We start from the raw sequence: 22,217 nt of genomic DNA on the forward strand, positions 1-22,217 counted from the left end.
GCAGAGTACTGGCTGCCGTCGGCTGACGTGGGGTTTGGATCAGTCGAGCCGGACGCACACTCGGGTGCCTCGTCCCTCGTGCGCGGGCGACTCGATGACGAGCTCGGCGCCGATCCTGTCCGCGCGCTCCCGCATGATCTTGAGGCCGTGGGAGTCCTCGCGGCCGACCCCCAGGCCGTCGCCGTCGTCGACGACGGCGATCTGCGCTCGCGGCGGTTGGACCCGGCAGTCGACCCAGAGGTTCCGACCGCCCGAGTGCCTTCGCACGTTGTTGATCGCCTCTTGGGCGATCCGCAGCAGCTCGGCCTCCACCCGCGGCCGGAGCCGGACCGTCGACTCGTCCAGGGTGACGTGGACGGTGAGGTGCGAGTGCGAGCCGATGTGCCGGGCGAAGGACGCAACGCTCTGGCCCAGCCCCTGCGTGGTCCCGACCTCGTTGCGGAGGTCGAAGACGGAGTTCCGCAGCTCGGCGACGACGCGGCTGACCTCCTTGCGGAGCCGGGCCACGTCCGCGACCTGGTCCGGATCCGTCGCGCTCACGGCAACGTTGTCGATCAGGTAGCCCAGCGATGCGACGTCCTGCGCGACGCCGTCATGCACCTCGCGAGCGAGCCGCATTCGCTCCTCGCTCGTCGCCGACTCGCGCACGCTCGTGAACAGCAGCGCCGCGTTCAAGCGCACCGCGTGTGCGTCGAGCCGTTCCATTGCCCGCTCGACGGATCGCTTGTCCGGTTGTGCCGGGCAGTCGGCGAGAACCACCGCGACCCGTTCGGTGTCGGCGAGGAGTGGTAAAGCGATCCGGGAGGTGCTGAGGACCGGGCGCCGCGTCTGCCAGCACCGGTAGAGGAGGTCGTCGGCGTCCTCGACGGCGAAAGGGATGGCCCCGTCGGAGTAGCGCAACGGCGTGAAGTCGCCTGACATCCCGCGGACCGCGACGACAGCGCGACGGACCACGATCTCCTCGGCCAGGGCGGCGAGCGCCTGGTCTGCGAGGTCGACCGGGTCGAGGCCCGAGGTGAGTCGGCCGGACAGGGCGTGCAATTGCTTGATCAGCTCGAGGGCGCTGCGATAGGTCGCGTCCACGCCTGAGCGCGTGATGTTGTGCCGGGTGAAGCTGCCCAGGAGTCCGAGCCCCAGACCTGTGGTCAACCAGGTGACGGCGCCGGCGGCGAGATCGGCGTCGTAGCTGCCGATGAGCACCCAGCTGACCGCCACGATCGCCGCGGCCTCTGCCGCCAGCACGATCCCCGACCAGCGGATGCCTCCGAAGATCCCTGCGATCAGTGCCGCTGTGGCCAGGTACGGCAGGGCTGCTTCGTTCGACGGAAAGCTGACCGAGGCTGCTGCTGCCGCGAGCGCACCCTCGACGACGGCAATCGGTCCCTCGCGCAGGACCTGACACGCCGACAGGACCTCGGCGAAAGCGGCGATGCCGAGCACGAACCAGACACCGTCCGTGCTGACGTCACCGACTGTTGCCGTGGAGAAGATGACCGCGAGAGCAAACACCCGGGCCGCCACGGCTACCCGGCGGACATCGTTCATCCCAGACGGCCGCTGAAGTTGTTCACGATCGTGATGGCGGCCGGGCCGAGCACCGCGATGAACAGGCACGGGAGGATGCAGAAGATCAGCGGGATCAGGATCTTCACCGGGACCTTCTGTGCCTTCTCCTCTGCCCATTGCCGTCTCTTCACCCTGATCTCGGACGACTGGACGCGCAGCACCTGACCGACCGGGATGCCGAAGGCGTCGGCCTGCACCATCGCGCCGACGAAGCCTCTCAGGTCGGGCAGGTTGGTCCGCTCGGCCATCGAGCGCAGCGCCTCGGAGCGTCCGCGACCGATCTGCATCTCCTTGAGCATGCGCGCGAACTCCTCGGCGAGGGGACCTTCGGTGTTGCGGGCCACCTGCGCCACCGCGGCGTCGAAGCCAAGACCCGACTCGACGGAGATCGTCAGCAGGTCGATCGCGTCGGGAAGGGCCTTCTGCATCACTGCGGCCCGGTCGTACGCACGCTGGTAGAGGTAGAAGTTCGGGGCCATGTAGCCGGCAACCGATGCGCCCACCACGAAGCCAAGCGTCGGCAGCAGGGGCATCCCGACCGCAAGCGCCACCAGCAGCGAGATCATCACGGCCGCAAAGAAGCCGACGACCTTGCCGGCACTGACCCGGTCTGCCGTCCACCCCGGCGGGTTGCCCGCGAGCTCCAGCTTGTGGTGGATCCGCTCGTTGGCGTCGGCCGGCGTCAATCGCCGGCCGAGGCCCTGCGCCCTCTCCAGGAGTGGCGTCAGGACGCGGTCCCCGAAGGGCGCCTCCAGCTCCTTCTTCATCTCCTTGGGCGCCGCGGTGAGGGCCTCGAGGACGGCCATCGACCGGTTCACGCCCACCTCGCCGCGCGGTGAGAGCGCGACGGCGGCGATGAATACGACCAAGGCAACGAAGATCAGTGCGACCCCCGCGAGCATGACCGCGCCGCTCATCAGACGTCCACCTTCGCAACCTTGCTCATCCAGAAGATCCCGATGCTGAGGAGCACGGTCATCACGCCGAGCATGATGCCTCCGATCAAGGTGCTGTACAGCGGGTGGACGTAGGTGGGCTTTGCCAGCGTCAGGTACAGCAGGAACACAGGAGGGAGCCCGCCCAGGATCCAGCACGAAAGCCGGCCTTCGGCCGACAACGCCTTCACGTGCCGGCGGAGGAACTCTCGCTCGCGGAGCGTGGCAGCTACGGTGTTCAGCAGTTCTGCGAGGTTGCCCCCGACCTCACGCTGGATCCGGATGGCCATCACCACCCACTTGAAGTCGAGGCTCTGCATCCGCTCCGCCACACCCTCGAGGGCGTCCTCCAGCCCGACTCCGAGCCGGCTCTCGACGATGACTCGCTTGAACTCCGAGGTGATCGGTTCCTGTCCCTCACGCACGATCGTGTCCAGCGACTGAGCGAGGGAGAGGCCGGCCGACAGGCTGCCCGACATCAGTTGCAAGCTGTCCGCAAGCCCCGAATCAAAGGCCTTCAGTCGGCGAGACCGCTTCAGCGACAGGTAGAGCCACGGGCCGACAGCGCCGAGCACAAGCCCGATGACCAGGCCGAGCGGGTTCCCCCCGGTGAGCAGTAGTCCGAGCAGGCCGAGGCCGAAGCCGATGCCGATGTGCAGCAGCAGCCACTCCGACGCCTTGAGCGCCATTCCGGCGCCTTCGAGCCGAGTCGCGATCCGGGCTTCGAAACCCGCGTTGTTGGCGAGCGCCTTCTCGGCTGCCTGACGTGCCTGCACGCCGAGGGAACTGGTATTGGCGTTGGCGGCCTGCTCGATCTTGGCGCGGGAGATCCGTGCCCCCTCCGCGCTCGAGCTGTAGAGCTGGAGCTGTTGCGCCAGGGCGGGCTTCTTCTCCTTGCCTCCGCCCATGACCACCGCTCCGAACAGGCCGATCACGCCGACGCCGATCGCGGTGATGGCGGCGTACACCGCCACCTTGGGGATATCGAGCGGCGACGTCGATGCCGCTGGTTTGGTGCCGAACGGATCGGTGCCGCCCTTTGCCGGGGCGTCACCCGAGGCCACCGTCACGTACGCCGAACCCGTGTGCGTCTCGCCGCCGGAGTCCAGGCTGACCGCAACGGTGGCGTCAGTGGCCTTCTGGCCGGCAGGAACCGTCGCTGTCACCAGGACCTGTCGTGCGAGGACGTCAGCCTCGCTCGAGAACGCCGTCGACAGAGCGCTCGCATCGGCCGAGATCACCGTGCCGCCACTCGCATTCGCCATGTCGGTCAACGGCTGGGGCGCGTTGGCGCCCTGCTCCAGCGACACGACGTCGACCTTGACCTTCGCCTTCGTGATCGCGTCGATGACCGGAGCGAGCGCTGCCTTGGTGTTGTCCTGGCCGTCGGAGAGCACGAGCACCTGGCGTTGACCGGTCGTACCGGTTGTCGTGATAGCCGTCTTCACGCCTTCGTAGAGGGCGGTGTTCTGCTTCAGTGCCAGCCCGTTGATCACGGTGCGCGAGGCGTTCCGGTCCAGGCTGGGCTGCTGGCGCACCGTGACGTCGTTGTCGAACGTGACGATGCCGATCTGCACGTTGGCAGGGACCGTGTCGAGGTAGGTGAGGGCCGCGGCCTTCGCCTCCGTGATCCGGTCGCCCTTCATGCTGTTGCTCGTGTCGATCGCGAGCACAGTGGTGCGCTGGACCTCGTTGGTGTTGGCAGCGGTCTGGGCCGTTGCGTCGACCTCCACCCCGTCGAACGTCACCGAAACGGTGCTGAGGTCGACGTCCGCGTCGCCGGGCACCGAGACCAGCAGTTGGACCTGGCCCTTGGAGTGCTCGGCGTGGTCGATCGTCGCATCGTCGGCAGCTTGAGCCGGACTCGCGAAGCCGAGAAGACCGAGCGCGAGAACGCCCAAGATCGACGAGCGCCCAAGCCACGTGGTCACAGCGACTCCGGAGCGAAGATGCGCGGGTCCACCGTGACGTTGGCGAAGGCCATCTTGTCGAGGAACTTCGGACGCAGGCCGGTGGCCTTGAGCGTGCCGAGGCTGCGACCCTCGACGTCGAACCCTGCTGCATTGTCGAACAGGAAGACGTCCTGGAGGGTGATCACGTCGCCCTCCATGCGCTCGACCTCGGTCACGTGCGTGATGCGGCGGGTGCCGTCCTTGAGGCGTGCCTGGTGCACGATCACGTCGACGGCCGAGGCGACCTGCTCGCGGATCGCGCGCATCGGCAGGTCCATGCCGGCCATCAGCACCAGCGTCTCGAGGCGGGCGAGCGTGTCGCGAGGCCCGTTGGAGTGGACGGTACAGATGGAGCCGTCGTGGCCGGTGTTCATCGCCTGCAGCATGTCGAGCGCGGACGCGTCGCGGACTTCGCCGACCACGATCCGGTCGGGGCGCATGCGCAGCGAGTTCTTGACGAGGTCGCGGATGGTGACCTCGCCCTTGCCCTCGATGTTCGACGGCCTCGACTCGAGCCGCACCACGTGCTCCTGCTTGAGCTGCAGCTCGGCGGCATCCTCGATGGTGACGATGCGCTCGTCGCCGGGGATGAACGAGGAGAGCACGTTCAACGTGGTCGTCTTGCCGGCTCCCGTACCGCCGGAGACCACGATGTTGAGCCGCCCCCGCACGCAGGCGTCGAGGAAGTCGGCGGTCTTGCTGGACATCGTGCCGAAGTTGATCAGGTCCTCCGCCGTGAGCGGGTCGCGGGAGAACTTGCGGATCGTGAGCGAGCTGCCGTCGACCGCGAGCGGCGGCACCACGGCGTTCACGCGGCTGCCGTCGGGGAGTCGCGCGTCGACCATCGGCGAGGACTCGTCGATGCGACGACCGATGCGCGAGACGATCTTGTCGATGGTGCGGCGCAGGTGCGCCTCGTCGTTGAACTTGGCGTCCACCCTGGTCAGTCGGCCCTTGCGCTCGAGCCAGATGTCGAAGGGTCCGTTGACCATGACCTCCGACACCGTGTCGTCGCGCAGGTAGGGCTCGATCGGGCCGTAGCCGAGGATGTCGTCGGCGATCTCCTGGGTGATCCGCTGGCGGTCGGTGCTGGTCAGCGGCCGGTCGCTGGCCGCCATCACGTCGGCGAGAGCCTGCCGGACCATCGACTCGAGCTCCGAGGGGCTCAGGTTCGCGTCGTACAGCTTCGGCCCCAGCTGGACGAGCAGCTCCTCGTGGACGCTCTCCTTGAGGTCGTCGAAGCGGCCCTTGTTGGGTCCCCTCTTGGCCGGCACTCCTGAGGCGACCCGGACCTGTGCGGTCGGCTGCTGGCTGGTCGCCACGGCGTCGCGATGACTCCCGGTGCTCGCCTGTGAGGCATCGGGCGCGGAGACAGTCGGTGCCGACAGCGGTGTCACCGGTGCTGGCTCTGCCACCGCCGCGGGCGCGGGGGGTGGCGGCGGGACCGGCACGGGCACGGCGCCACCTGCTTCCGCGGGCTGACCCGCTGGTTCGCTCTCGTCCGCCGAAGCAGCCGCACCGCGCATCAGCTCGGCGAGCCGGTCAGAGAAATCGCTCATGTCCCACCCCAGTCACTTCCTTCGCCGCCCGAAGACCCGGCGCTTGTCGGTCTCGATTGGCGTCCCCCCGGCCGAGTTGGCCGACTTCCCGTTCTTGGTCTCATTGCTCAACGATGTCGCGAGGCGAACGAGCGCCTTGCTGACCGGGTGCTCGGGCCGGCTGAGCACGATCGGCCGCCCGTGGTTCGTCGCGTTAGCCACCGCGAGCGCCGTCGGCAGTGCAGTCGCGACCGGCATCTTGAGGAGCGTCTCGACGTTCGCCGGGGAAAGCCCGACCTCGTCGTCGGCCCGGTTGAGAAGCAGGTGCCGGTGGCCGCGCACGAGGTCGAGCCCGTCGAGGGTCTCGATCGCCACCTTCATGTTCTTCACGGTCGGCACGTCGAGAGTCGCCACCAGGATGCACTCGTCCGTCTCGTCGAAGGCGTGCAGGACCTGGTCGTCGAACGAGGGGGAGGTGTCGATGATGATGTAGTCGAAGTGGCGGCGCAGCACCCGCAGGATCCGGCGGATCAGGGCGGGCGAGACCCGGTCCTTCCCCTCGGGATGGGTCGGTGCCGCCAGGATCGAGCAGTTCTCGTGACGGGTCAGGAGCGTCTCGAGGAGGCTGAAGTCGAGATGCTCCTCGGTCCCGACGGCTTCGGCGATCGTGTGCTCGGGGATCAGCTGGAGCGTGATCGCGACGTCGCCGAAGGCGAGATCGAGGTCCACCAGGCAGACCCGGGCCGCTCCCGTGCCGCTGAGGGCGACGGCGATGTTCACCGCGACCGTGGTCTTCCCTACGCCACCCTTCGGCGAGAACACGGTGATGACGGTGCCGTTCCGATCGCCCTTCGCATCCATGGGTCCCCGGATCGCCTCCCAGGTGACCCGGGTCCGGCTCACTGCGGCGGTCAGCCCGTCGACGTCGTTGGCGGCGACGACGGCGGGGATGCCGGCCCCCATGGCCTTCTGGAACACGGCGGAGGACAGCTCGTGGCGCAGCAGCACGATGCCGGTCGTCGGGTGCTCGTAACGCAGCCGCTCGGCGAGCTCGACGGCCTCGTCGAGGTTGGTGTTCGGGCCGAGCACCACGGCGTACTCGTCGTCCTGCTTGGCCAGCCAGTTGTCGAGCTGCGCGATGCTGCCCACGACCTGCGTGCCCGCGGGCAAACCGGCGGCGAGTGCGCTCGCCCAGGCGGCGTCGTTCTCGACGAGGACTGGCATCTAGGGACCTTTCGAGAGGGCGGTCTGGCTCACTTGAACAGGTTGTCGGCGTTGGCCCCGGGGTCGGGAACGAGCTTGGAGTTCTTCCCGAGCTTGGCGAAGGCGAGCTCCCCGTTGCCGGCCGCGAACAGGATCTTCTGGGCCTCCGGCTGGCTGACGCCCAACGTGAACAGGGTACGGGGCAGCTGCTCCGTGGTCTGCGCTCCGGTCGCGTCAGTCGTTGTCGTCGAGACGACCGTCGTCGTGCCCACGGCAATCACCTGGACCTCACTGAGCAGCAGGCGGGTGAACGACCCGAGGCCCGCGCCGCCACCGGAGTTCATGAAGATCGCGACCTTGTCACCGGGGTTCACGAACCCGGCCACGCGCGCCGTGTCCGTGAGGTTGATCGAGACGGCGATCTTCCCGTCCGGGACCTCGAGCGCGTTCGTCGCGACCGGGGTGAGGCCGAACTTGCTGGCCACGATCTGCTCACCCGGGTAGATGGTGGTCTTGGCGAGCTGGTCGCTGATGGTGGAGACGTCGCTGAGCGCGTCCGGCAGCCTGTCACCGTCGGACACGTCCGCCTTCTGGATCTTCCCGGCTGCCTGTGCGGTGGCGACGGTCTCGCCCGGGTCGATCTGCTTCACCGCCTTGAGGACCTGGACGGCGTGGTACTTCTGGTTGGCGCGGTCGTCCGCACCGCGGACATAGAGGAACACGAGCAACGTCCCCAGTGCGGCGATGACGGCCGCCACGACCAGCAGAACTCTCCGGCGATCCATGAGCGGGCCCCTTCTTCGGCGACGCCCTCAGTGGTGGCTGCCTCGGGGTTGGTGCCCAGAGGAGGAGCCGCGCACGGGAGCACCGCGATGATTTCGGCCGACACCCCCTCCGGTGCCGGTGCACGGGAAACTCTGCCCGATCGCCTGACCCTCTGCACTCGGGTCCGCCGTACATGACCCTTGTGGAAGCGCGGGATGGCCCGAATTGACTACTGCGGGCCCTAGGTCCCTACCGAATTCCGGCAATTTCGGACGTATTTCCGTCCCTTTTGCGTCAGCGCGAGTAAAGTGCTTCGACCTCGTCGACGTAGTCACGCATCACCACGTTGCGACGCAGCTTGAGGCTGGGGGTCAGCTGACCACCCTCCTCGCTCCACTCGTCGGTGAGGACGGTGAACTTGCGGATCGACTCCGCCTTCGAGACCGCCTTGTTGGCGTCCTCGACCGCGGCCTCGATCTCCGCGTGCAGGTCCGGGTCGTCCACGAGCTTGTCGAGGTCGCCGGACTTGCCGTGGTGCTGGGCCCAGGTCGGCAGCGTGTCCCGGTCGAGCGTCACGAGCGCGCCGATGAACGGCCGGCCGTCGCCGACGACGATGCACTGGTCGACGAGCAGGTGCCCGCGGAGCCGGTCCTCGAGCACGGCCGGCGCGACGTTCTTGCCGCCGGCGGTCACGATGATCTCCTTCTTGCGGCCGGTGATCCGCACGAAGCCCTCGTCGTCCACCTCGCCGACGTCGCCGGTGTGGAACCAGCCGTCCGGGTCGATCGCCTCCTCGGTGGCCCGGTCGTTGTGCCAGTAGCCGTTGAAGACCTGACCGCCCTTGAACAGCAGCTCGCCGTCGTCGGCCACGCGAACGGTCGTCCCCTGGAGCGGCCGGCCCACGGTGCCGACCTTCTGCGCGTCGGGAAGGTTCGCCGTCAGGGCGGCGGTCGTCTCGGTGAGTCCGTAGCCCTCGAGCACGTTCACGCCGATGCCGCGGTAGAAGTGGCCGAGCCGGTCACCCAGGGGGGCCCCGCCGGAGACGGCATGCTCGCACTGCCCGCCGAGCGCCTCACGGAGCCGGGCGTACACGAGCCGGTCGAAGAGCGCGTGCTGTGCCTTCACCACGACGCTGGTCCTGCCGGTCTCCTGCCCACGCGACCACGCGATCGCCGTCTCCGCGGCGCGGTTGAAGATCCGTCCCTTGCCGTCCGCGACGGCCCGTTGCGACGCCGTGTTGAAGACCTTCTCGAACACGCGCGGCACCGCGAGGATGAAGGTCGGCTTGAAGACGGCGAGGTCGTCGAGCAGGTGCTTGATGTCCGCGGAGTGGCCCATCCGCACTCGTGCCTTGATGCAGCCGATCTGGATGATCCTGGCGAACACGTGCGCCAGCGGCAGGAAGAGGAGCGTCGAGGCGCCCTCGGCGTCGAAGAGGCGATGCAGCTCGTCGACGGCCGTGGTCAGCTCGAACATGAAGTTGCCATGGGTGAGCATGCAGCCCTTTGGCCTGCCCGTCGTCCCCGAGGTGTAGATCAGGGTGGCCAGGGAGTCCGGCCCGGCCGACGTACGCCGGGCCTCCAGTGCCTCGTCGGTGATCTCCTGCCCGAGCGTGGTGAGCACCGCGACGGCGTTGTCCTCGATCGACCACACGTGGTGCAGGCCGGTGACCCGGTCGCGCACCTCCTTGAGCCGACCCGTGTGGTCCGCGCTCTCCGCGACCACGGCACGGGCCCCGGAGTCCTCGAGGATCCACTCGATCTGCTCGGCGCTGGAGGTCTCGTAGATGGGGACGGTCACGGCGCCGGCGAACCAGATGGCGTAGTCGAACAACGTCCACTCGTAGCGGGTCCGTGACAGCAGCCCGACCCGGTCGCCCTCCTCGATGCCCGCCGCGACGAGGCCCTTGGCCACCGAGCGCACCTCCTCGAGGAACTCCCCGGCGGTGACCGCGATCCAGCCCCCGCTGGTTCGGCGCGAGAACGCGACGCGCTCGGGGTCCGCGGTGCCGTTGTGCACGACGTCGTCGGTGAGGTTTCCCGTGGAGGGCACCTGGACCTGCAGGGCGGTGGAGTACTCGCGCACGCTGCTCCTTGTCCGGGGAGGTCGGCTCGGATGTGAGGTCGTGATGAGGCGTGTGACGCGCACGTCAATTGTCACCTGCACCGTACTAGCGGCCCAATCCGATCCGATAGCCTCGTCGACATGCCGGAACAGACGACCTCGAGCATCGACATCGATGCGACCCCTGACGAGGTCATGGCGGTGATCGTCGACTTCGAGGACTACCCGGCCTGGGTCCAGGGGATGAAGAAGGTCGAGGTCGTCCAGAAGTCCGCCGACGGCCGTGCCGAGCAGGTCCACTTCGAGCTCGATGCCGGGGTCAAGGACGCGTACACGCTCGTCTACGACTACGCCGGTCCGCACACTCTCAACTGGCACCTGGTCGACGGCAAGCTGATGCGGGGCATGGACGGCACCTACGAGCTCACGGGTTCGGGCGCCGGCACCCACGTGACGTACCGCCTCGCGGTCGACCTCGCCATCCCGATGATCGGGATGCTCCGTCGGAAGGCGGAGAAGGTGATCATCGACACCGCGCTCAAAGGGCTGAAGAAGCGCGTCGAGTCGCTGCGGTGAGCCCTCGATGAGCTCGCCCCGGATCGTCCTGTTCACGGGCAAGGGCGGGGTTGGCAAGACGACCTCGGCTGCCGGTACTGCGGCCCTGGCTGCCGCACGCGGTGATCGGACCCTGGTGCTCTCCACCGACGCCGCCCACTCCCTGGCCGACGCGTTCGGTGAGCCGATCGGCATCGAGCCGACGCCGGTCGCGGAGAACCTCTGGGTCCACCAGGTCGACGCCCAGCGCCGCTTCGAGCGGTCGTGGGGCGACATCCAGGGCTACCTGATGTCGGTGCTGGACGCGGCCGGGGTCGACCCGATCACCGCCGAGGAGCTCACCGTCATCCCCGGCGCCGAGGAGGTGCTCGCGCTCCTGGAGCTGCGCACGCACGCGCTCTCGGGCAAGTGGGACGTGATCATCGTCGACTGCGCTCCGACCGCGGAGACGCTGCGGCTGCTGGCCCTGCCGGAGGCCCTCAACTGGTACATGACCCGTGTCTTCGGCGTCCAGCGGCGGGTCGTCAAGGCGCTGCGCCCCGTGCTGAGCCGGGCTGCCGGTGTCCCGATGCCCGAGGACTCCGTCTTCGAGGCGGTCGAGCGACTGCACCGCGACCTCGAGGAGGTGCAGGGCATCCTCACCGAGAAGGAGGCCAGCGTGCGCCTCGTGCTCACACCGGAGACGGTGGTGGTGGCCGAGGCACGTCGCTCGCTGACCACCCTCTCCCTCTACGGCTACCGGGTCGACGGCGTGATCGCGAACAGGGTCTTTCCCGCCGAGGGCGCCGACGAGTGGCGCGGGTCGTGGGTCGCGGCGCAGCGGTCGGTGCTGACCGAGGTGCGCCAGTCCTTCGTCGACCTGCCGATCTGGACGTCGTACTACCAGGCCGGTGAGCCCGTCGGGACGATGGCACTCGCTGCGTTCGCCGAGGCGGCGTACGACGGAGCCGACCCGCTCGCGACGCCTGCCGGCGAAGGGCCGATGACGATCTCCCGCACCGACGACGGAGCGGTGCTGCGCATCGCGCTGCCGTTCGCGGAGAAGAAGGACGTCGACCTCGCCCGGCACGGCGACGAGCTGGTGGTGACCGTCGGGTCCTACCGCCGGCTGCTGGCGCTGCCGACGGCGTTGGCCAGGCACACGGTGACCGGTGCGCGCGTGGGCTCGGGTTCGCTGCAGGTCAGGTTCCGCATGGAGCACGACGACCAGGCCACGACGCACCTGCACGCGGACCGAGAGGAGCAGCAGCCGTGAGCGACGGAACCGGTGGTGGCGGGCCCGGCGAGGCGATCGGCAGCGTGGGCGAAGAGGCCGCGAAGCTCTTCGCGGCACTCTCCGGCTGGGCCCGCGACCAGGGCACCGACTATGCCGGAGCGGCCGCGGGTGCCGCGGCCGCGATGTCGGAGACGGCGCACGCGATCGACGAGCACATCGCCACGGGCTCCGAGGAGTGCCGCTACTGCCCGGTCTGCCAGGTGATCCACGCGGTCCGGACGACGAGCCCGGAGGTCAGGCAGCACCTCGCCGTGGCGGCGAGCTCGCTGATGCACGCCGCTGCCGGACTCCTCGCGACGCAGGTCCCGCCGGACAAGGCGTCCCCGGTGGAGAAGATCGACCTCGACGACACCGACTGGGACGAGTCTTGACGCTGACCCTCGGCGTCGACGTTAGGCGGAAGTCAGACCACGGCGCCGTTGTCCCAGCCGCCCCCGGGGTCCTCCGGGCCGTTCATCGTGGCGACGAGGTAGCCGAAGCCCGCGACGAACCACACGAGCGCCAGGAAGCCGAGCGGCGAGGGCAGCGAGACGTGCAGCACGATGCACAGCAGCACTCCCGCCGGTACGCCGAAGAGGCCGAGCCAGGCCGCCAGGCGCAGGCCGTGGGGGCGGGGGACCGGCGGCGCAGGCGGAGGCACGAACCGGTCGTCCTCGTCGTCGAGCTCCCAGGCCCGTGGTCCGAGGGCCGCCGGCATCTCGAAGATGGCGGGGTCGACGACCGGCTCCGGTGCCGGCTCGGGAGCCTTCGCCCCGACCTCGGGACGGTCGCCGTAGTTCTCCACGATCGACTGCCACTCGGCGTCCTCGCGCGCCCGCCGGGCACCTTCGTCGTCGTGACCGGTCAAGGGGAGGTGACCCTCCGGATGAACGCCGCCGACTCCTCGAAGATCTGCGGGGCGTCGTTGTCCAGCGTCGCCACGTGGTAGCTGTTGTGCAGCACCGTCTCGGCGACGTCGCGCGAGGAGATCGATCCCAGGATGATCCGCGCGGACGACGGGTCGACGACGTGGTCGTCGGCCGACCGGAACAGCAGCGTGGGCGCGGTCACCCGGGGCAGGTCCTCGCGGACCTGCTTCCAGGCGCGAACCATCGAGTGGAGCGCCTTGAGCGGCGTCTTCGGGTACGCGTACTCGGAGATCCCCGGCTTCTTGATGTCGTCGCCGATGGCCGGCATTCCCTTGACGACGTACTTGAGCAGCGGCACGGCCAGCAGCTGCTTGTTGGTGCTCGCGACCGCCGGGTTCACCAGGACCAGGCCGGCGACGTCCTCGGGGTGCCTGGCGGCGAGCCAGATAGCCAGGCAGGCGCCCATCGACAGGCCGCCCACCACGACGACGTCGCTGCTCGCCCGCAGCTTCTCGAACTCCACCTCGAGCGAGGAGTACCAGTCGTCGAAGGTGGTGCCGTTCATCTCCTCCCACGTCGTCCCGTGACCGGGCAGGAGCGGCACCGAGACGGCGTACCCCTTCTCGGCGAGGTACTGCCCCCACGGCACCATCGAGGCGGGCGAGCCGGTGAAGCCGTGGCTCAGCAGCACACCGATCCGACGGCCCGAGCTGTCGGCGACGCCGTCGCTGTGGAACGGGTCTGCGTGCGGTGCCAGTGCCACCGGAACCTCGCTTCGAAGGGGGGCCGACGGGACTGCGTCGGAGTGTGCGGCCCAAGGACTGGGCACGGATGACTTCATCGTTTCATGGCCACCCTGAAGGGGCTAGGGTGCGGGGGACGGAGGAGGTTGGGTTGTTCTACTGGTTCCTGAAGTGGATCGCGATCGGCCCGCTGTTGCGCATGGTCTTCCGCCCGCAGGTGGAAGGTGCCGACAACGTCCCGTCCGACGGGCCCGCGATCCTCGCCAGCAACCACCTCTCCTACGCCGACTGGCTGTTCATGCCCCTCACGCTGCCTCGGCGGGTCACCTTCGTGGCGAAGGCCGAGTACTTCAACACCCCCGGCATCAAGGGCTGGTTCCAGCGGATGTTCTTCTCCGGCGCGGGCCAGGTGCCGATCGACCGGTCCGGCGCCTCGGCGGCCGAGGGCGCACTGACGTCGGCCAAGCGCGTGCTCGCCGAGGGTGAGCTCTTCGGCATCTACCCCGAGGGCACCCGGTCGCACGACGGCCGCCTCTACCGCGGCAAGACCGGCGTCGCCCGGCTGGCCCTGGAGACCGGCGTGCCGGTGATCCCGGTCGCTGTCGTCGGCACCGACGTCGTCGCGCCGCCCGGCAAGAAGTTCGGCACGTTCACGCGACCGGTGGTGAGGTTCGGGAAGCCGCTGGACTTCGAGCGGTACGACGGCCTGGCGAGCGACCGCTACATCCTTCGCTCGGTGACCGACGAGATCATGTACGAGATCATGCGGCTCTCCGGCCAGGACTACGTCGACATGTACGCCACCCGCGCCAAGGAGGAGTCCAAGCGGGCCGAGGCGGCAGCACGGGCCGCCCAGCGGGCCGCGGCGGCCGCCGCGGAGGAGGCATCCGGCACGACGGAGGGGCCTGAGGAGCCTGACCAGGTTGACCAGGCTGACCAGGTTGACCAGGCGTCCGAGGGCTCACCCTCCGGGCCGGCCTCGAAGGCCTCCTGAGCTCCGCTCTGCTGCCGGCGCCCGCATGACCATTCACCACACGAACCCGTTCGCCTCCGCGTCGGACCCCGTACGCCGGTTCCGCGGCCGGCTCGGCGGGGCGGTGTCGCTCTGGACGGCGGGCGCCGGCGCGCAGCGAGCCGGACTCACCGTCTCCTCGGTGATGGTGGCGAACGGCGAACCCGGGCGCGTGCTCGGCCTGCTCGACCCCGATTCGGCACTGGCAGAGGGACTGGTCAGCACGGGCGTGGGCGTCGTCCAGCTGCTCGAGTCCGCCGACCGGGAGCTCGCCGACGCGTTCGGAGGTGTCGCGCCGGCACCTGGGGGCGCGTTTCGGCTCGGGACCTGGACCGACACCGAGCACGGGCCGGTGCTCGCCGACCACACCCACGCGCTCGTCCGGCTGGAGCACCTGACGGAGGTCGGGTGGTCCCTGCTCGCCACCACCGTGGTCGACGAGGTGGTGATGGTGGAGGACCGCAGCCCGCTGGAGCACCGGCGCGGCCGCTACCGGCAGGCATGAGCCCGGACACGCGACCGTCCGGATGCGGGAGTTCCTGCCGGGAAGAACCGGGGTGCGGGTAGCGTTGCGCTAGCAGGACGGAAGGGAGAACGCAGATGGTGCTGTTTCGCCGCCAGCTCGGCGATGTGCTCCGCGGCGAGCGGATGCGCCGTGGGATGACCCTGCGTGAGCTCTCCTCCGAGGCCCGGATCAGCCTGGGCTACATCTCCGAGATCGAGCGCGGTCAGAAGGAGGCATCCTCCGAGCTGCTGTCCTCGCTGTGCGAGGCGCTCGAGGTGCCGCTCTCCGACGTGCTCCGCGAGGTGAGTGACACGGTCGCGGTCGAGGAGCAGCGGATCGCCGCGGAGTCCGCGGTCGAGCGCGTGCCCGCCCGTCGTGGCGACGTGGTCGCTGCGGCCTGATCAGGCGACGCCGACCGCGTTCTCCAGCAGGTCGAGCTCGGTGTCGAGGTGCCCGAGCAGCCGCTGCAGGTGCGGCACCGAACGACGGCACCCGGTGAGGCCGAAGCAGAGGTCGTCGGCGTAGCTGTTGCAGGTGATGTTCAGCGCCATGCCCTGCATCGGCACGGAGACCGGGTAGGTGCCGTCCAGCCGCGCTCCGTTGAGGTACTGCGTCGACCGCGGGCCGGGCACGTTCGAGATGATCAGGTTGAACGGCGGGCGCACGATGCCGTTGAGGCGCAGCATCGGGATCACGATCGACGGTGCCATCCCGAGCGCGCTCATCGCGACGATCTGGTTCGGCGTCATCGACCCCAGCGCGTCCTTGCCGGCCTTCATCGACCGGTGCACCGACGCCAGCCGTTCCGCGGGGTCGGCCAGGTCCGTGCCGAGACGCACCATCACCGATCCGACGGCGTTGCCGCCGCCGCCGGCGAGGGAGTCCGCACCGCGCGACTTCAGGGCGACCGGGACCATCGAGACCAGGGAGGCATCGGGCAGCTTGCCGAGCTCCTGGAGGTAGGTGCGCACCGCCCCGCTGCACATGGCGAGCACGACGTCGTTCAGGGTGCTGCCGCTGGCCTTCGAGATCGCCCGGATCCGGTCGAGCGGCCAGCTCTGCGCGGCGAAGCGCCGTGACCCGGTGATGTTCACGTTGAACATCGTCTTGGGCGCGTGCAGCGACAGCGCGGAGGTCTCGTTGCGGATGCCCTTGGTCAGGGTCTTGATGAACGCTGCCGGGAGCCCCGCGGCGTCCGCGGTGAGCCCGACGGCGCTGCGCAGGGCGCTCATCGGCACGGAGGCGAGATCGCGCTCCGCCTGCTCGCGCGCCTTCGCGGTGCGGGCGGCCGCGCGCGCGTCGAAGGGCAGCGGCATGTCCCGCTTGTCCGGGTCACTGGTCAGCACGCTCTGCATGAGCCGCATCGCGGAGATGCCGTCGACGAGGGCGTGGTGCATCTTCGTGTACATCGCGACCCGGCCGTCGGCGAGGCCCTCGATGATGTGGCACTCCCAGAGCGGTCGCTCCCGCGCGAGCATGGTCCCGTGCAGCCGGCTCACCAGCTCGAGCAGCTCGCGCACGCGACCCGGCTGGGGGAGTGCGTTGTGGCGCACGTGGTGCTCGACGTCGAAGTCCTTGTCCTCGGTCCAGACCCACTGGCCGAGGGTGCCCAGCGAGAAGGTCGGCCGCTTCTTGAACAGCGGGGCGATGTCCTCGACGTCGAGGGCCGACTCGAAGAGCAACCGGGCGAAGTCGTCGCCGGCACCGGCCGGCTTCTCGAACAGCTGGAGCCCCGCGACGTGCATCGGCTGGTTGCGGTTCTCCGCGAGCAGGAAGCCCAGCGAGGTGGGGTCGATGGGAGTCGGCACGCCCCGATCCTTGCGTCTCGGCCGACCGTTGGGAAGGCACCGCGCGCGGACGTCGCGGAATCAGCCGCGAGACCCCCGCCGCGGGGTGGCGCGGCGGAGTAGGTTGCCGGTGTGACCGACGCGACGTACGACTACGTGGTGGTGGGGTCCGGCAGTGCCGGGGCGGTGCTCGCGGCACGGCTGACCGAGGACCCCGCGACGACGGTGCTGCTCCTCGAGGCAGGCGGCGAGTCCGACGCCGACGAGGTCAACATCCCGGCCGCCTTCGCGTCGCTGTTCAAGACCAAGTGGGACTGGAGCTACTCGACGACCGGGCAGAAGCAGCTCCACGACCGCCGGGCGTTCTGGCCGCGGATGAAGGCGCTCGGCGGCTGCTCGGCGATGAACGCGATGATCTACATCCGCGGCAACCGGACGGACTACGACACCTGGCGCGACCAGTACGGCGCCACCGGCTGGGGCTACGACGACGTGCTGCCCTACTTCGTCAGGGCGGAGCACAACAGCCGGTTCGGCCCGCCGCTCCACGGCGCCGACGGTCCCCTGCACGTGGAGGACCGCCGCTGGACCCACCCGCTCACCGCGGCGTACGTCGAGAGCGCGGTCAGCCACGGGCTCAAGCGCAACGACGACTTCAACGGGGTCGAGCAGGAAGGGGCTGGGCTCTACCAGGTGACCTGCCGCAAGGGGCGGCGCTGGTCGACCTACGAGGCCTACCTGCGCCCGGCCCGCGAGCGCGAGAACCTGACGATCGCGACGTTCGCGATGGCGACCCGGATCGCTGTCGAGGGCGACCGGGCGACCGGGGTGGTGTTCCGCCAGGGCGGCTCGGAGCACACGGTGTCCGCGCGTCGTGAGGTGCTCGTCTGCGGCGGTGCGATCAACAGCCCGCAGCTGCTGATGCTCTCCGGCATCGGTCCGGGCGCCCACCTCCGTGAGCACGGCATCGACGTGCGTGTCGACCTGCCGGGCGTCGGCGCCAACCTGCAGGACCATCCCGTCGTCCCGATGATCTGGTACACCCGCGGGACCACCGACCTGGCCGACTTCAACAACGTCCGGGGCCTGCTCCGCTGGATGGCGCGGGGGAGCGGTCCGCTGACCTCGAACGTCGGCGAGGGCGGCGCCTTCCTCGCCTCGCGCGACGACCTCGCCGCGCCCGACATCCAGGTGCACGTGGCGCCGTCCGGCTTCTACGACAACGGGTTCCACGAGCCGACGTCACGGATGTTCACGGCCGGCGTGACCCTGGTGTCGGTCGCGAGCCGCGGCACCCTGCGGCTGCGCTCCGCCGACCCGGCCCTGCACCCCGCGATCGACCCGGCCTACTTCGACGACCAGGTCGACCTGGACGCCGTGGTCGCCGGGATGCGGACGACCTGGGACACCTGCCGGCAGGGTCCGCTGGCGCAGTTCTTGGACCGCCCGTGGGAGCTGCCGGCCGACCCGACGGACGATGACCTCGTCGAGCACGTACGACGCCGCGCCCAGACCCTGTTCCACCCCGTGTCGACGTGCGCGATGGGCACCGGCGAGGACGCCGTCGTCGATCCGTCGTTGCGTGTCCGCGGTGTCAGCGGGCTCCGCGTCGTCGACGCCTCCGTCATGCCCGCCGTCACCCGGGGCAACACCAATGCACCGACCATCATGATCGCCGAGAAGGCGGCCGAAGAGATCAGGAAGAGCTCATGACGATCACTGAGAACAAGGCCGACAGCACCACGCCGGGTCGTCCGGCCACCTTCGACTCGCTCGACCCACGCACCGGCGACGTCGTCGAGACCTACCCGATCCACGGGGAGGCGGAGGTCCGCGCCGCGGTCGAGCGGGCCCGCGTCGCGTCCGCGTGGTGGGGAGCACTCTCGTTCGCCGAGCGCGAGGACCGGCTGAACACCTGGAAGGGCGTGATCACGCGGCGCATCGCCCAGCTGGCCGAGGTGGTGCACCAGGAGACCGGCAAGCCGCACGGAGACGCGTTGCTCGAGGGTGCCCTCGCCATCGACCACCTCGCCTGGGCCGCCAAGCACGCGAGCAAGGTGCTCAAGCGGCACAAGGTGCCCAGCGGCCTAGTGATGGCCAACCAGAAGGCCACCGTCGAGTACCGGCCCCTCGGGGTGATCGGCGTGATCGGTCCGTGGAACTACCCGGTGTTCACGCCGATGGGCTCGATCTCCTACGCGCTCGCCGCCGGCAACGCCGTCGTCTTCAAGCCCAGCGAGTACACCCCCGGCGTCGGCGTCTGGCTCGCCCAGACCTTCGCCGAGGTCGTCGACCAGCCCGTCCTCCAGGTCGTCACCGGGCTCGGCGACACCGGCGCCGCGCTGTGCCGCGCCGGCGTCGACAAGCTGGCGTTCACCGGCTCGACAGGCACCGGCAAGAAGGTGATGGCGGCTGCGTCGGAGTCGCTCACGCCGGTGCTGATCGAGGCAGGCGGCAAGGACGCTCTCATCGTCGACGAGGACGCAGACGTCGACGCCGCCGTCGACGGGGCGGTCTGGGGCGCGTGCGCCAACGCCGGACAGACGTGTGCGGGGGTGGAACGCGTCTACGTGCACGAGCGCGTGTACGACGAGTTCCTGACCAAGGTCGTCGCGGCGGCCACGGAGCTCGACGCGACCGACGACCCGCAGGCGAAGATCGGACCGATCACGATGCCGGGGCAGCTCGACATCATCCGCCGGCACATCGACGACGCGATCGCGAAGGGAGGCCGGGCCATCCTCGGCGGGCCCGAGGCAGTGGGCGACCGGTTCGTCCAGCCCACCATCCTGGTCGACGTACCGAAGGACTCCTCCGCGTGGACCGAGGAGACCTTCGGCCCGACGATGACCATCGCCAAGGTCAAGGACATGGACGAGGCGGTGGCGCTCACCAACGACTCGCGGTACGCACTCGGCTCGGCGGTGTACTCGAAGGCCCGCGGCATGAAGATCGCCGAGCGGCTCCGGGTCGGGATGACGTCGATCAACGGCGTGATCACCTTCGCCGGTGTCCCGTCGTTGCCGTTCGGTGGCATCGGCGACTCGGGCTTCGGCCGGATCCACGGCCCGGACGGCCTCAAGGAGTTCACCTACGCCCACGCGATCGCACGCCAGCGGATGAAGCCGCTGCTCGCGTTGACGACCTTCCAGCGCACCGAGAAGGCCGAGCAGCAGCTCGGCAAGCTGATCACGATGTTGCACGGACGTGGATCGACACTTCCGAAGCCCTAGTCCCGCGTTCGACCTCGCCGTCGCACGCGGCCGCACCTCTCTCCGGGCGAGGCTCGCGCGGCTGCGGTCGAAGTCGTGGCAGGTCGGTCAGTGCGCGGTCGCCGCCGGCGTCGCGTGGCTGGTCGCCTCGGACGTCTTCGGCCACCAGACCCCCTTCTTCGCACCCATCGCGGCCGTCGTCGGCCTCGGCACGAGCTACGGCCAACGGCTGCGGCGGGTCGCCGAGGTGACCCTGGGCGTGGCCATGGGCGTCTTCTTCGGAGACGTGCTGACGCACTGGCTCGGATCGGGAGCCTGGCAGGTGGCGCTGGTCGTGGCCCTGGGGATGACGGCCGCGCTCCTCCTGGACGCCGGCGCGATCTTCGTGACCCAGGCAGCGGTGCAGGGGATCGTGGTCAGCACGCTGCTTCCCGATCCCGGGCAGGCGTTCCTGCGCTGGAGCGACGCGCTGATCGGCGGGGCGGTGGCGCTGCTGGCCGCGAGCGTCGTACCGGGGGCGCCGCTGCGCCGTCCCCGGGAGCAGGCCGCGGTGGTGGTCCGCAAGATCGGCGCGCTGCTCAGGGCGTCCGCGCACAGCATCGAGGACGGGGACGTCGATCGCGCGCTGGCCACCCTGTCGGACGCGCGGATGACCGACGCCCTGGTCGCCGAGCTGCGGGCGGCGTCCGACGAGGGCATGTCGGTGCTCGCGTCCTCGCCGTTCCGCTGGCGGCACCGGGGCGGGATGCGCCGGCTCACCGACCTGGTCGAACCGCTCGACTTCGCGCTGCGCAACACCCGTGTCCTCGCCCGCCGGGTCGCCGTGGCCAACTACCGCGGCGAGCCCATCCCGGTGGAGTACGCCGGGTTCCTGCGCGAGCTCGCGGAGCTCACCGACCGGATGGCCGACGAGCTCGGGTCCGACCGGATGGCGAGCGCGGTGCTGGAGCCGCTCGTCGAGCTGGGTCACCGGTCGTCGGAGCTGCCGCGCACCTCGGTCCTGTCGGCGGAGGTGGTCCTCGCCCAGATGCGCTCGCTGCTCGCCGACCTGCTGGCGGTGACCGGCCTCGACCCGCTCGCGGCGACCGACAAGATCCCGCCGCTGGCGTCGCTGGGCGACTGATCCGGGCGGATCAGAGCTCCCGGACGACGGAGTCGACGACGGCGACCAGATCGCCGCTGCTCCTCTCGGCCACCTCCCGCTGCCGCTGGTACGACGCACCGCGAGCCGGGATCTCCCTGACCAGGGCAAGGTCGGCCGCGCAGCCGAGCCGCTCGGCGACCGGCTGCAGCCGATCGAGCAGGTCGGTCAGGTCGTCGAGCAGCAGCCGCTCGTTGGAGTCGGCGTCGAGGATGATCCAGGCGTCCAGCCCGTAGCGCGCTGCTCGCCACTTGTTCTCCTGGACGTGCCACGGCGGCATCGTCGGGAGAGTCTCGCCCCGGTCGAGCCGGTCGGCGAGGTCGACCACCAGGCAGTGGGTGAGCGCGACGAGGGCGCGCATCTCCCAGAGCGTCGAGACACCGTCGCAGACGCGCACCTCCACCGTGCCGGTCCGGGGAGCCGGCCGTACGTCCCAGCGGATCTCGTCGATGAGCTCGATGACCCCGGTCCTGAGCAGGTCGTCGGCGTAGCGCTCGAAGTCGTCCCAGGTCTCGAACTGGAACGGCAGGCCGGCCGTCGGCAGCTGCTGGAACATCATGGCGCGGTTGCTCGCGTAACCGGTGTCGGTGCCCGCCCAGATGGGGGACGAGGCGGACAGCGCCTGGAGGTGCGGGTACCAGTTCAGCAGTGAGCTGACGATCGGGATCACCTGGTCGCGGCGTACTCCGACGTGGACGTGGACGCCCCAGATAAGCATCTGCCGACCCCACCACTGGGTGCGGGCGATCAGCTCCTCGTAGCGATGCCCCTCGGTGAGCAGCTGGTGTGACCAGGCCGCGAAGGGGTGCGTGCCGGCGCTGTAGAGATCGACACCGAGCTCGTCGGCGAGCGGCCTCACCTTCTCGATCATCTCGGCGAGCTCGTTCATCGCCTCGTCGACGGTGGTGCAGATCCCCGTCGTGAGCTCGACGGTGTTGCGCAGCAGCTCCTTGTGCAGCCTCGGTTCGGGGCCGTGCCTCTGGGCGACCAGGTCGAAGAGCTCGGAGGCGCCGTTGACGAGGTCGCGGCTGTGCTTGTCGACGAGCGCGAACTCCCACTCCACGCCGAGGGTCGGACGAGGCGAGTCGGCGAAGTCGATGGCCACGTCTGGATGC

The 22,217-nt window shown here is 69.7% G+C and carries 20 protein-coding genes; 9 read left to right on the forward strand and 11 right to left on the reverse strand.

All coding sequences use genetic code 11. From position 1 onward, the window contains the following. Window positions 1-39: 39 nt before the first annotated feature. From ACVW00_RS08830 to ACVW00_RS08860, 7 genes are all read right to left on the reverse strand, one after another. A complete protein-coding gene (locus ACVW00_RS08830; protein ID WP_457110529.1) occupies window positions 40-1,545 on the reverse strand; it encodes a sensor histidine kinase in 1,506 nt (501 codons plus the stop codon). After that, entirely contained in the window at window positions 1,542-2,483 is a 942-nt protein-coding gene (locus tag ACVW00_RS08835) for a type II secretion system F family protein (RefSeq protein ID WP_457110530.1), read from the reverse strand. The genes ACVW00_RS08830 and ACVW00_RS08835 overlap by 4 nt, the downstream gene beginning before the upstream one ends. Beyond that, the gene (locus tag ACVW00_RS08840) at window positions 2,483-4,432 is read right to left on the reverse strand and encodes a type II secretion system F family protein (protein WP_457110531.1); all 1,950 of its coding nucleotides are present in this window, start codon (window positions 4,430-4,432) and stop codon (window positions 2,483-2,485) included. Before ACVW00_RS08840 ends, ACVW00_RS08835 begins: the two co-directional genes overlap by 1 nt. Next, on the reverse strand, window positions 4,429-6,012 hold the full coding sequence (locus tag ACVW00_RS08845; protein ID WP_457110532.1) for a CpaF family protein: 1,584 nt from the start codon (window positions 6,010-6,012) through the stop codon (window positions 4,429-4,431). Before ACVW00_RS08845 ends, ACVW00_RS08840 begins: the two co-directional genes overlap by 4 nt. 12 nt (window positions 6,013-6,024) lie before the next feature. After that, window positions 6,025-7,215: a P-loop NTPase gene (locus tag ACVW00_RS08850; protein ID WP_457110533.1), complete on the reverse strand. Its 1,191-nt coding sequence runs from the start codon at window positions 7,213-7,215 to the stop codon at window positions 6,025-6,027. A 29-nt stretch (window positions 7,216-7,244) separates the two neighbouring features. Then, window positions 7,245-7,979 (reverse strand): Flp pilus assembly protein CpaB, encoded by a 735-nt coding sequence (cpaB, locus tag ACVW00_RS08855; RefSeq protein ID WP_457110534.1) that lies wholly within the window; start codon window positions 7,977-7,979, stop codon window positions 7,245-7,247. Window positions 7,980-8,253: 274 nt separating this feature from the next. Further along, window positions 8,254-10,044, reverse strand: coding sequence for an AMP-dependent synthetase/ligase (locus ACVW00_RS08860; RefSeq protein WP_457110535.1), 1,791 nt, complete (start codon window positions 10,042-10,044; stop codon window positions 8,254-8,256). Window positions 10,045-10,164: 120 nt separating this feature from the next. Here ACVW00_RS08860 and ACVW00_RS08865 point away from each other — a divergent pair, with 120 nt between their 5' ends. Genes ACVW00_RS08865 through ACVW00_RS08875 form a run of 3 tightly spaced genes read left to right on the forward strand, consistent with a single transcriptional unit; the run spans window position 10,165 to window position 12,225 of the window. Further along, on the forward strand, window positions 10,165-10,599 hold the full coding sequence (locus ACVW00_RS08865; protein WP_457110536.1) for an SRPBCC family protein: 435 nt from the start codon (window positions 10,165-10,167) through the stop codon (window positions 10,597-10,599). Between the two features lie 7 nt (window positions 10,600-10,606). Further along, complete coding sequence (locus ACVW00_RS08870; protein ID WP_457110537.1) at window positions 10,607-11,833, forward strand: ArsA family ATPase; 1,227 nt, start codon at window positions 10,607-10,609, stop codon at window positions 11,831-11,833. After that, a complete protein-coding gene (locus ACVW00_RS08875) occupies window positions 11,830-12,225 on the forward strand; it encodes a hypothetical protein (RefSeq protein WP_457110538.1) in 396 nt (131 codons plus the stop codon). The genes ACVW00_RS08870 and ACVW00_RS08875 overlap by 4 nt, the downstream gene beginning before the upstream one ends. A 32-nt stretch (window positions 12,226-12,257) precedes the next feature. On the opposite strand, the gene ACVW00_RS08880 is transcribed toward ACVW00_RS08875, so the two are convergent. Further along, window positions 12,258-12,701 carry a hypothetical protein gene (locus ACVW00_RS08880; RefSeq protein ID WP_457110539.1) on the reverse strand — a complete coding sequence of 148 codons (444 nt, stop codon included), beginning with the start codon at window positions 12,699-12,701 and terminating at the stop codon, window positions 12,258-12,260. Further along, window positions 12,698-13,465 (reverse strand): alpha/beta hydrolase, encoded by a 768-nt coding sequence (locus tag ACVW00_RS08885; protein ID WP_457110540.1) that lies wholly within the window; start codon window positions 13,463-13,465, stop codon window positions 12,698-12,700. Before ACVW00_RS08885 ends, ACVW00_RS08880 begins: the two co-directional genes overlap by 4 nt. A 131-nt stretch (window positions 13,466-13,596) precedes the next feature. Here ACVW00_RS08885 and ACVW00_RS08890 point away from each other — a divergent pair, with 131 nt between their 5' ends. The 3 genes from ACVW00_RS08890 to ACVW00_RS08900 all read left to right on the forward strand — a co-directional run bounded on the left by ACVW00_RS08890 (window position 13,597) and on the right by ACVW00_RS08900 (window position 15,363). Beyond that, on the forward strand, window positions 13,597-14,439 hold the full coding sequence (locus tag ACVW00_RS08890; protein ID WP_457110541.1) for a lysophospholipid acyltransferase family protein: 843 nt from the start codon (window positions 13,597-13,599) through the stop codon (window positions 14,437-14,439). Window positions 14,440-14,464: 25 nt separating this feature from the next. Next, window positions 14,465-14,962 carry a flavin reductase family protein gene (locus ACVW00_RS08895; RefSeq protein WP_457110542.1) on the forward strand — a complete coding sequence of 166 codons (498 nt, stop codon included), beginning with the start codon at window positions 14,465-14,467 and terminating at the stop codon, window positions 14,960-14,962. A 95-nt stretch (window positions 14,963-15,057) separates the two neighbouring features. After that, complete coding sequence (locus ACVW00_RS08900; RefSeq protein ID WP_457110543.1) at window positions 15,058-15,363, forward strand: helix-turn-helix domain-containing protein; 306 nt, start codon at window positions 15,058-15,060, stop codon at window positions 15,361-15,363. Here ACVW00_RS08900 and ACVW00_RS08905 read toward each other — a convergent pair whose 3' ends face one another. Further along, a complete protein-coding gene (locus tag ACVW00_RS08905) occupies window positions 15,364-16,770 on the reverse strand; it encodes a WS/DGAT/MGAT family O-acyltransferase (RefSeq protein WP_457110544.1) in 1,407 nt (468 codons plus the stop codon). It abuts the gene before it with no gap. 111 nt (window positions 16,771-16,881) lie between these two features. On the opposite strand from ACVW00_RS08905, the gene ACVW00_RS08910 reads away from it, so the two are divergent. From ACVW00_RS08910 to ACVW00_RS08920, 3 genes are read left to right on the forward strand one after another with little or no spacing between them, the layout of a single operon-like run. Continuing rightward, complete coding sequence (locus ACVW00_RS08910; RefSeq protein WP_457110545.1) at window positions 16,882-18,462, forward strand: GMC family oxidoreductase; 1,581 nt, start codon at window positions 16,882-16,884, stop codon at window positions 18,460-18,462. Continuing rightward, complete coding sequence (locus ACVW00_RS08915; RefSeq protein ID WP_457110546.1) at window positions 18,459-19,982, forward strand: aldehyde dehydrogenase family protein; 1,524 nt, start codon at window positions 18,459-18,461, stop codon at window positions 19,980-19,982. The genes ACVW00_RS08910 and ACVW00_RS08915 overlap by 4 nt, the downstream gene beginning before the upstream one ends. Next, a complete protein-coding gene (locus tag ACVW00_RS08920; RefSeq protein WP_457110547.1) occupies window positions 19,957-21,084 on the forward strand; it encodes an FUSC family protein in 1,128 nt (375 codons plus the stop codon). The genes ACVW00_RS08915 and ACVW00_RS08920 overlap by 26 nt, the downstream gene beginning before the upstream one ends. Window positions 21,085-21,094: 10 nt before the next feature. Here ACVW00_RS08920 and ACVW00_RS08925 read toward each other — a convergent pair whose 3' ends face one another. Continuing rightward, entirely contained in the window at window positions 21,095-22,207 is a 1,113-nt protein-coding gene (locus tag ACVW00_RS08925) for a glutamate--cysteine ligase (RefSeq protein WP_457110548.1), read from the reverse strand. Between the last annotated feature and the right edge of the window lie 10 nt (window positions 22,208-22,217).

It is taken from the genome of Marmoricola sp. URHA0025 HA25 (assembly GCF_054059435.1).

Bases quoted from the DNA above. Each gene is read 5' to 3' on its own strand.
- ACVW00_RS08830 (WP_457110529.1), bottom strand. From the start codon at position 1,545: ATGAACGATGTCCGCCGGGTAGCCGTGGCGGCCCGGGTGTTTGCTCTC.
- ACVW00_RS08835 (WP_457110530.1), bottom strand. From the start codon at position 2,483: ATGAGCGGCGCGGTCATGCTCGCGGGGGTCGCACTGATCTTCGTTGCC.
- ACVW00_RS08845 (WP_457110532.1), bottom strand. From the start codon at position 6,012: ATGAGCGATTTCTCTGACCGGCTCGCCGAGCTGATGCGCGGTGCGGCT.
- ACVW00_RS08850 (WP_457110533.1), bottom strand. From the start codon at position 7,215: ATGCCAGTCCTCGTCGAGAACGACGCCGCCTGGGCGAGCGCACTCGCC.
- cpaB (WP_457110534.1), bottom strand. From the start codon at position 7,979: ATGGATCGCCGGAGAGTTCTGCTGGTCGTGGCGGCCGTCATCGCCGCA.
- ACVW00_RS08865 (WP_457110536.1), top strand. From the start codon at position 10,165: ATGCCGGAACAGACGACCTCGAGCATCGACATCGATGCGACCCCTGAC.
- ACVW00_RS08870 (WP_457110537.1), top strand. From the start codon at position 10,607: ATGAGCTCGCCCCGGATCGTCCTGTTCACGGGCAAGGGCGGGGTTGGC.
- ACVW00_RS08895 (WP_457110542.1), top strand. From the start codon at position 14,465: ATGACCATTCACCACACGAACCCGTTCGCCTCCGCGTCGGACCCCGTA.
- ACVW00_RS08900 (WP_457110543.1), top strand. From the start codon at position 15,058: ATGGTGCTGTTTCGCCGCCAGCTCGGCGATGTGCTCCGCGGCGAGCGG.
- ACVW00_RS08915 (WP_457110546.1), top strand. From the start codon at position 18,459: ATGACGATCACTGAGAACAAGGCCGACAGCACCACGCCGGGTCGTCCG.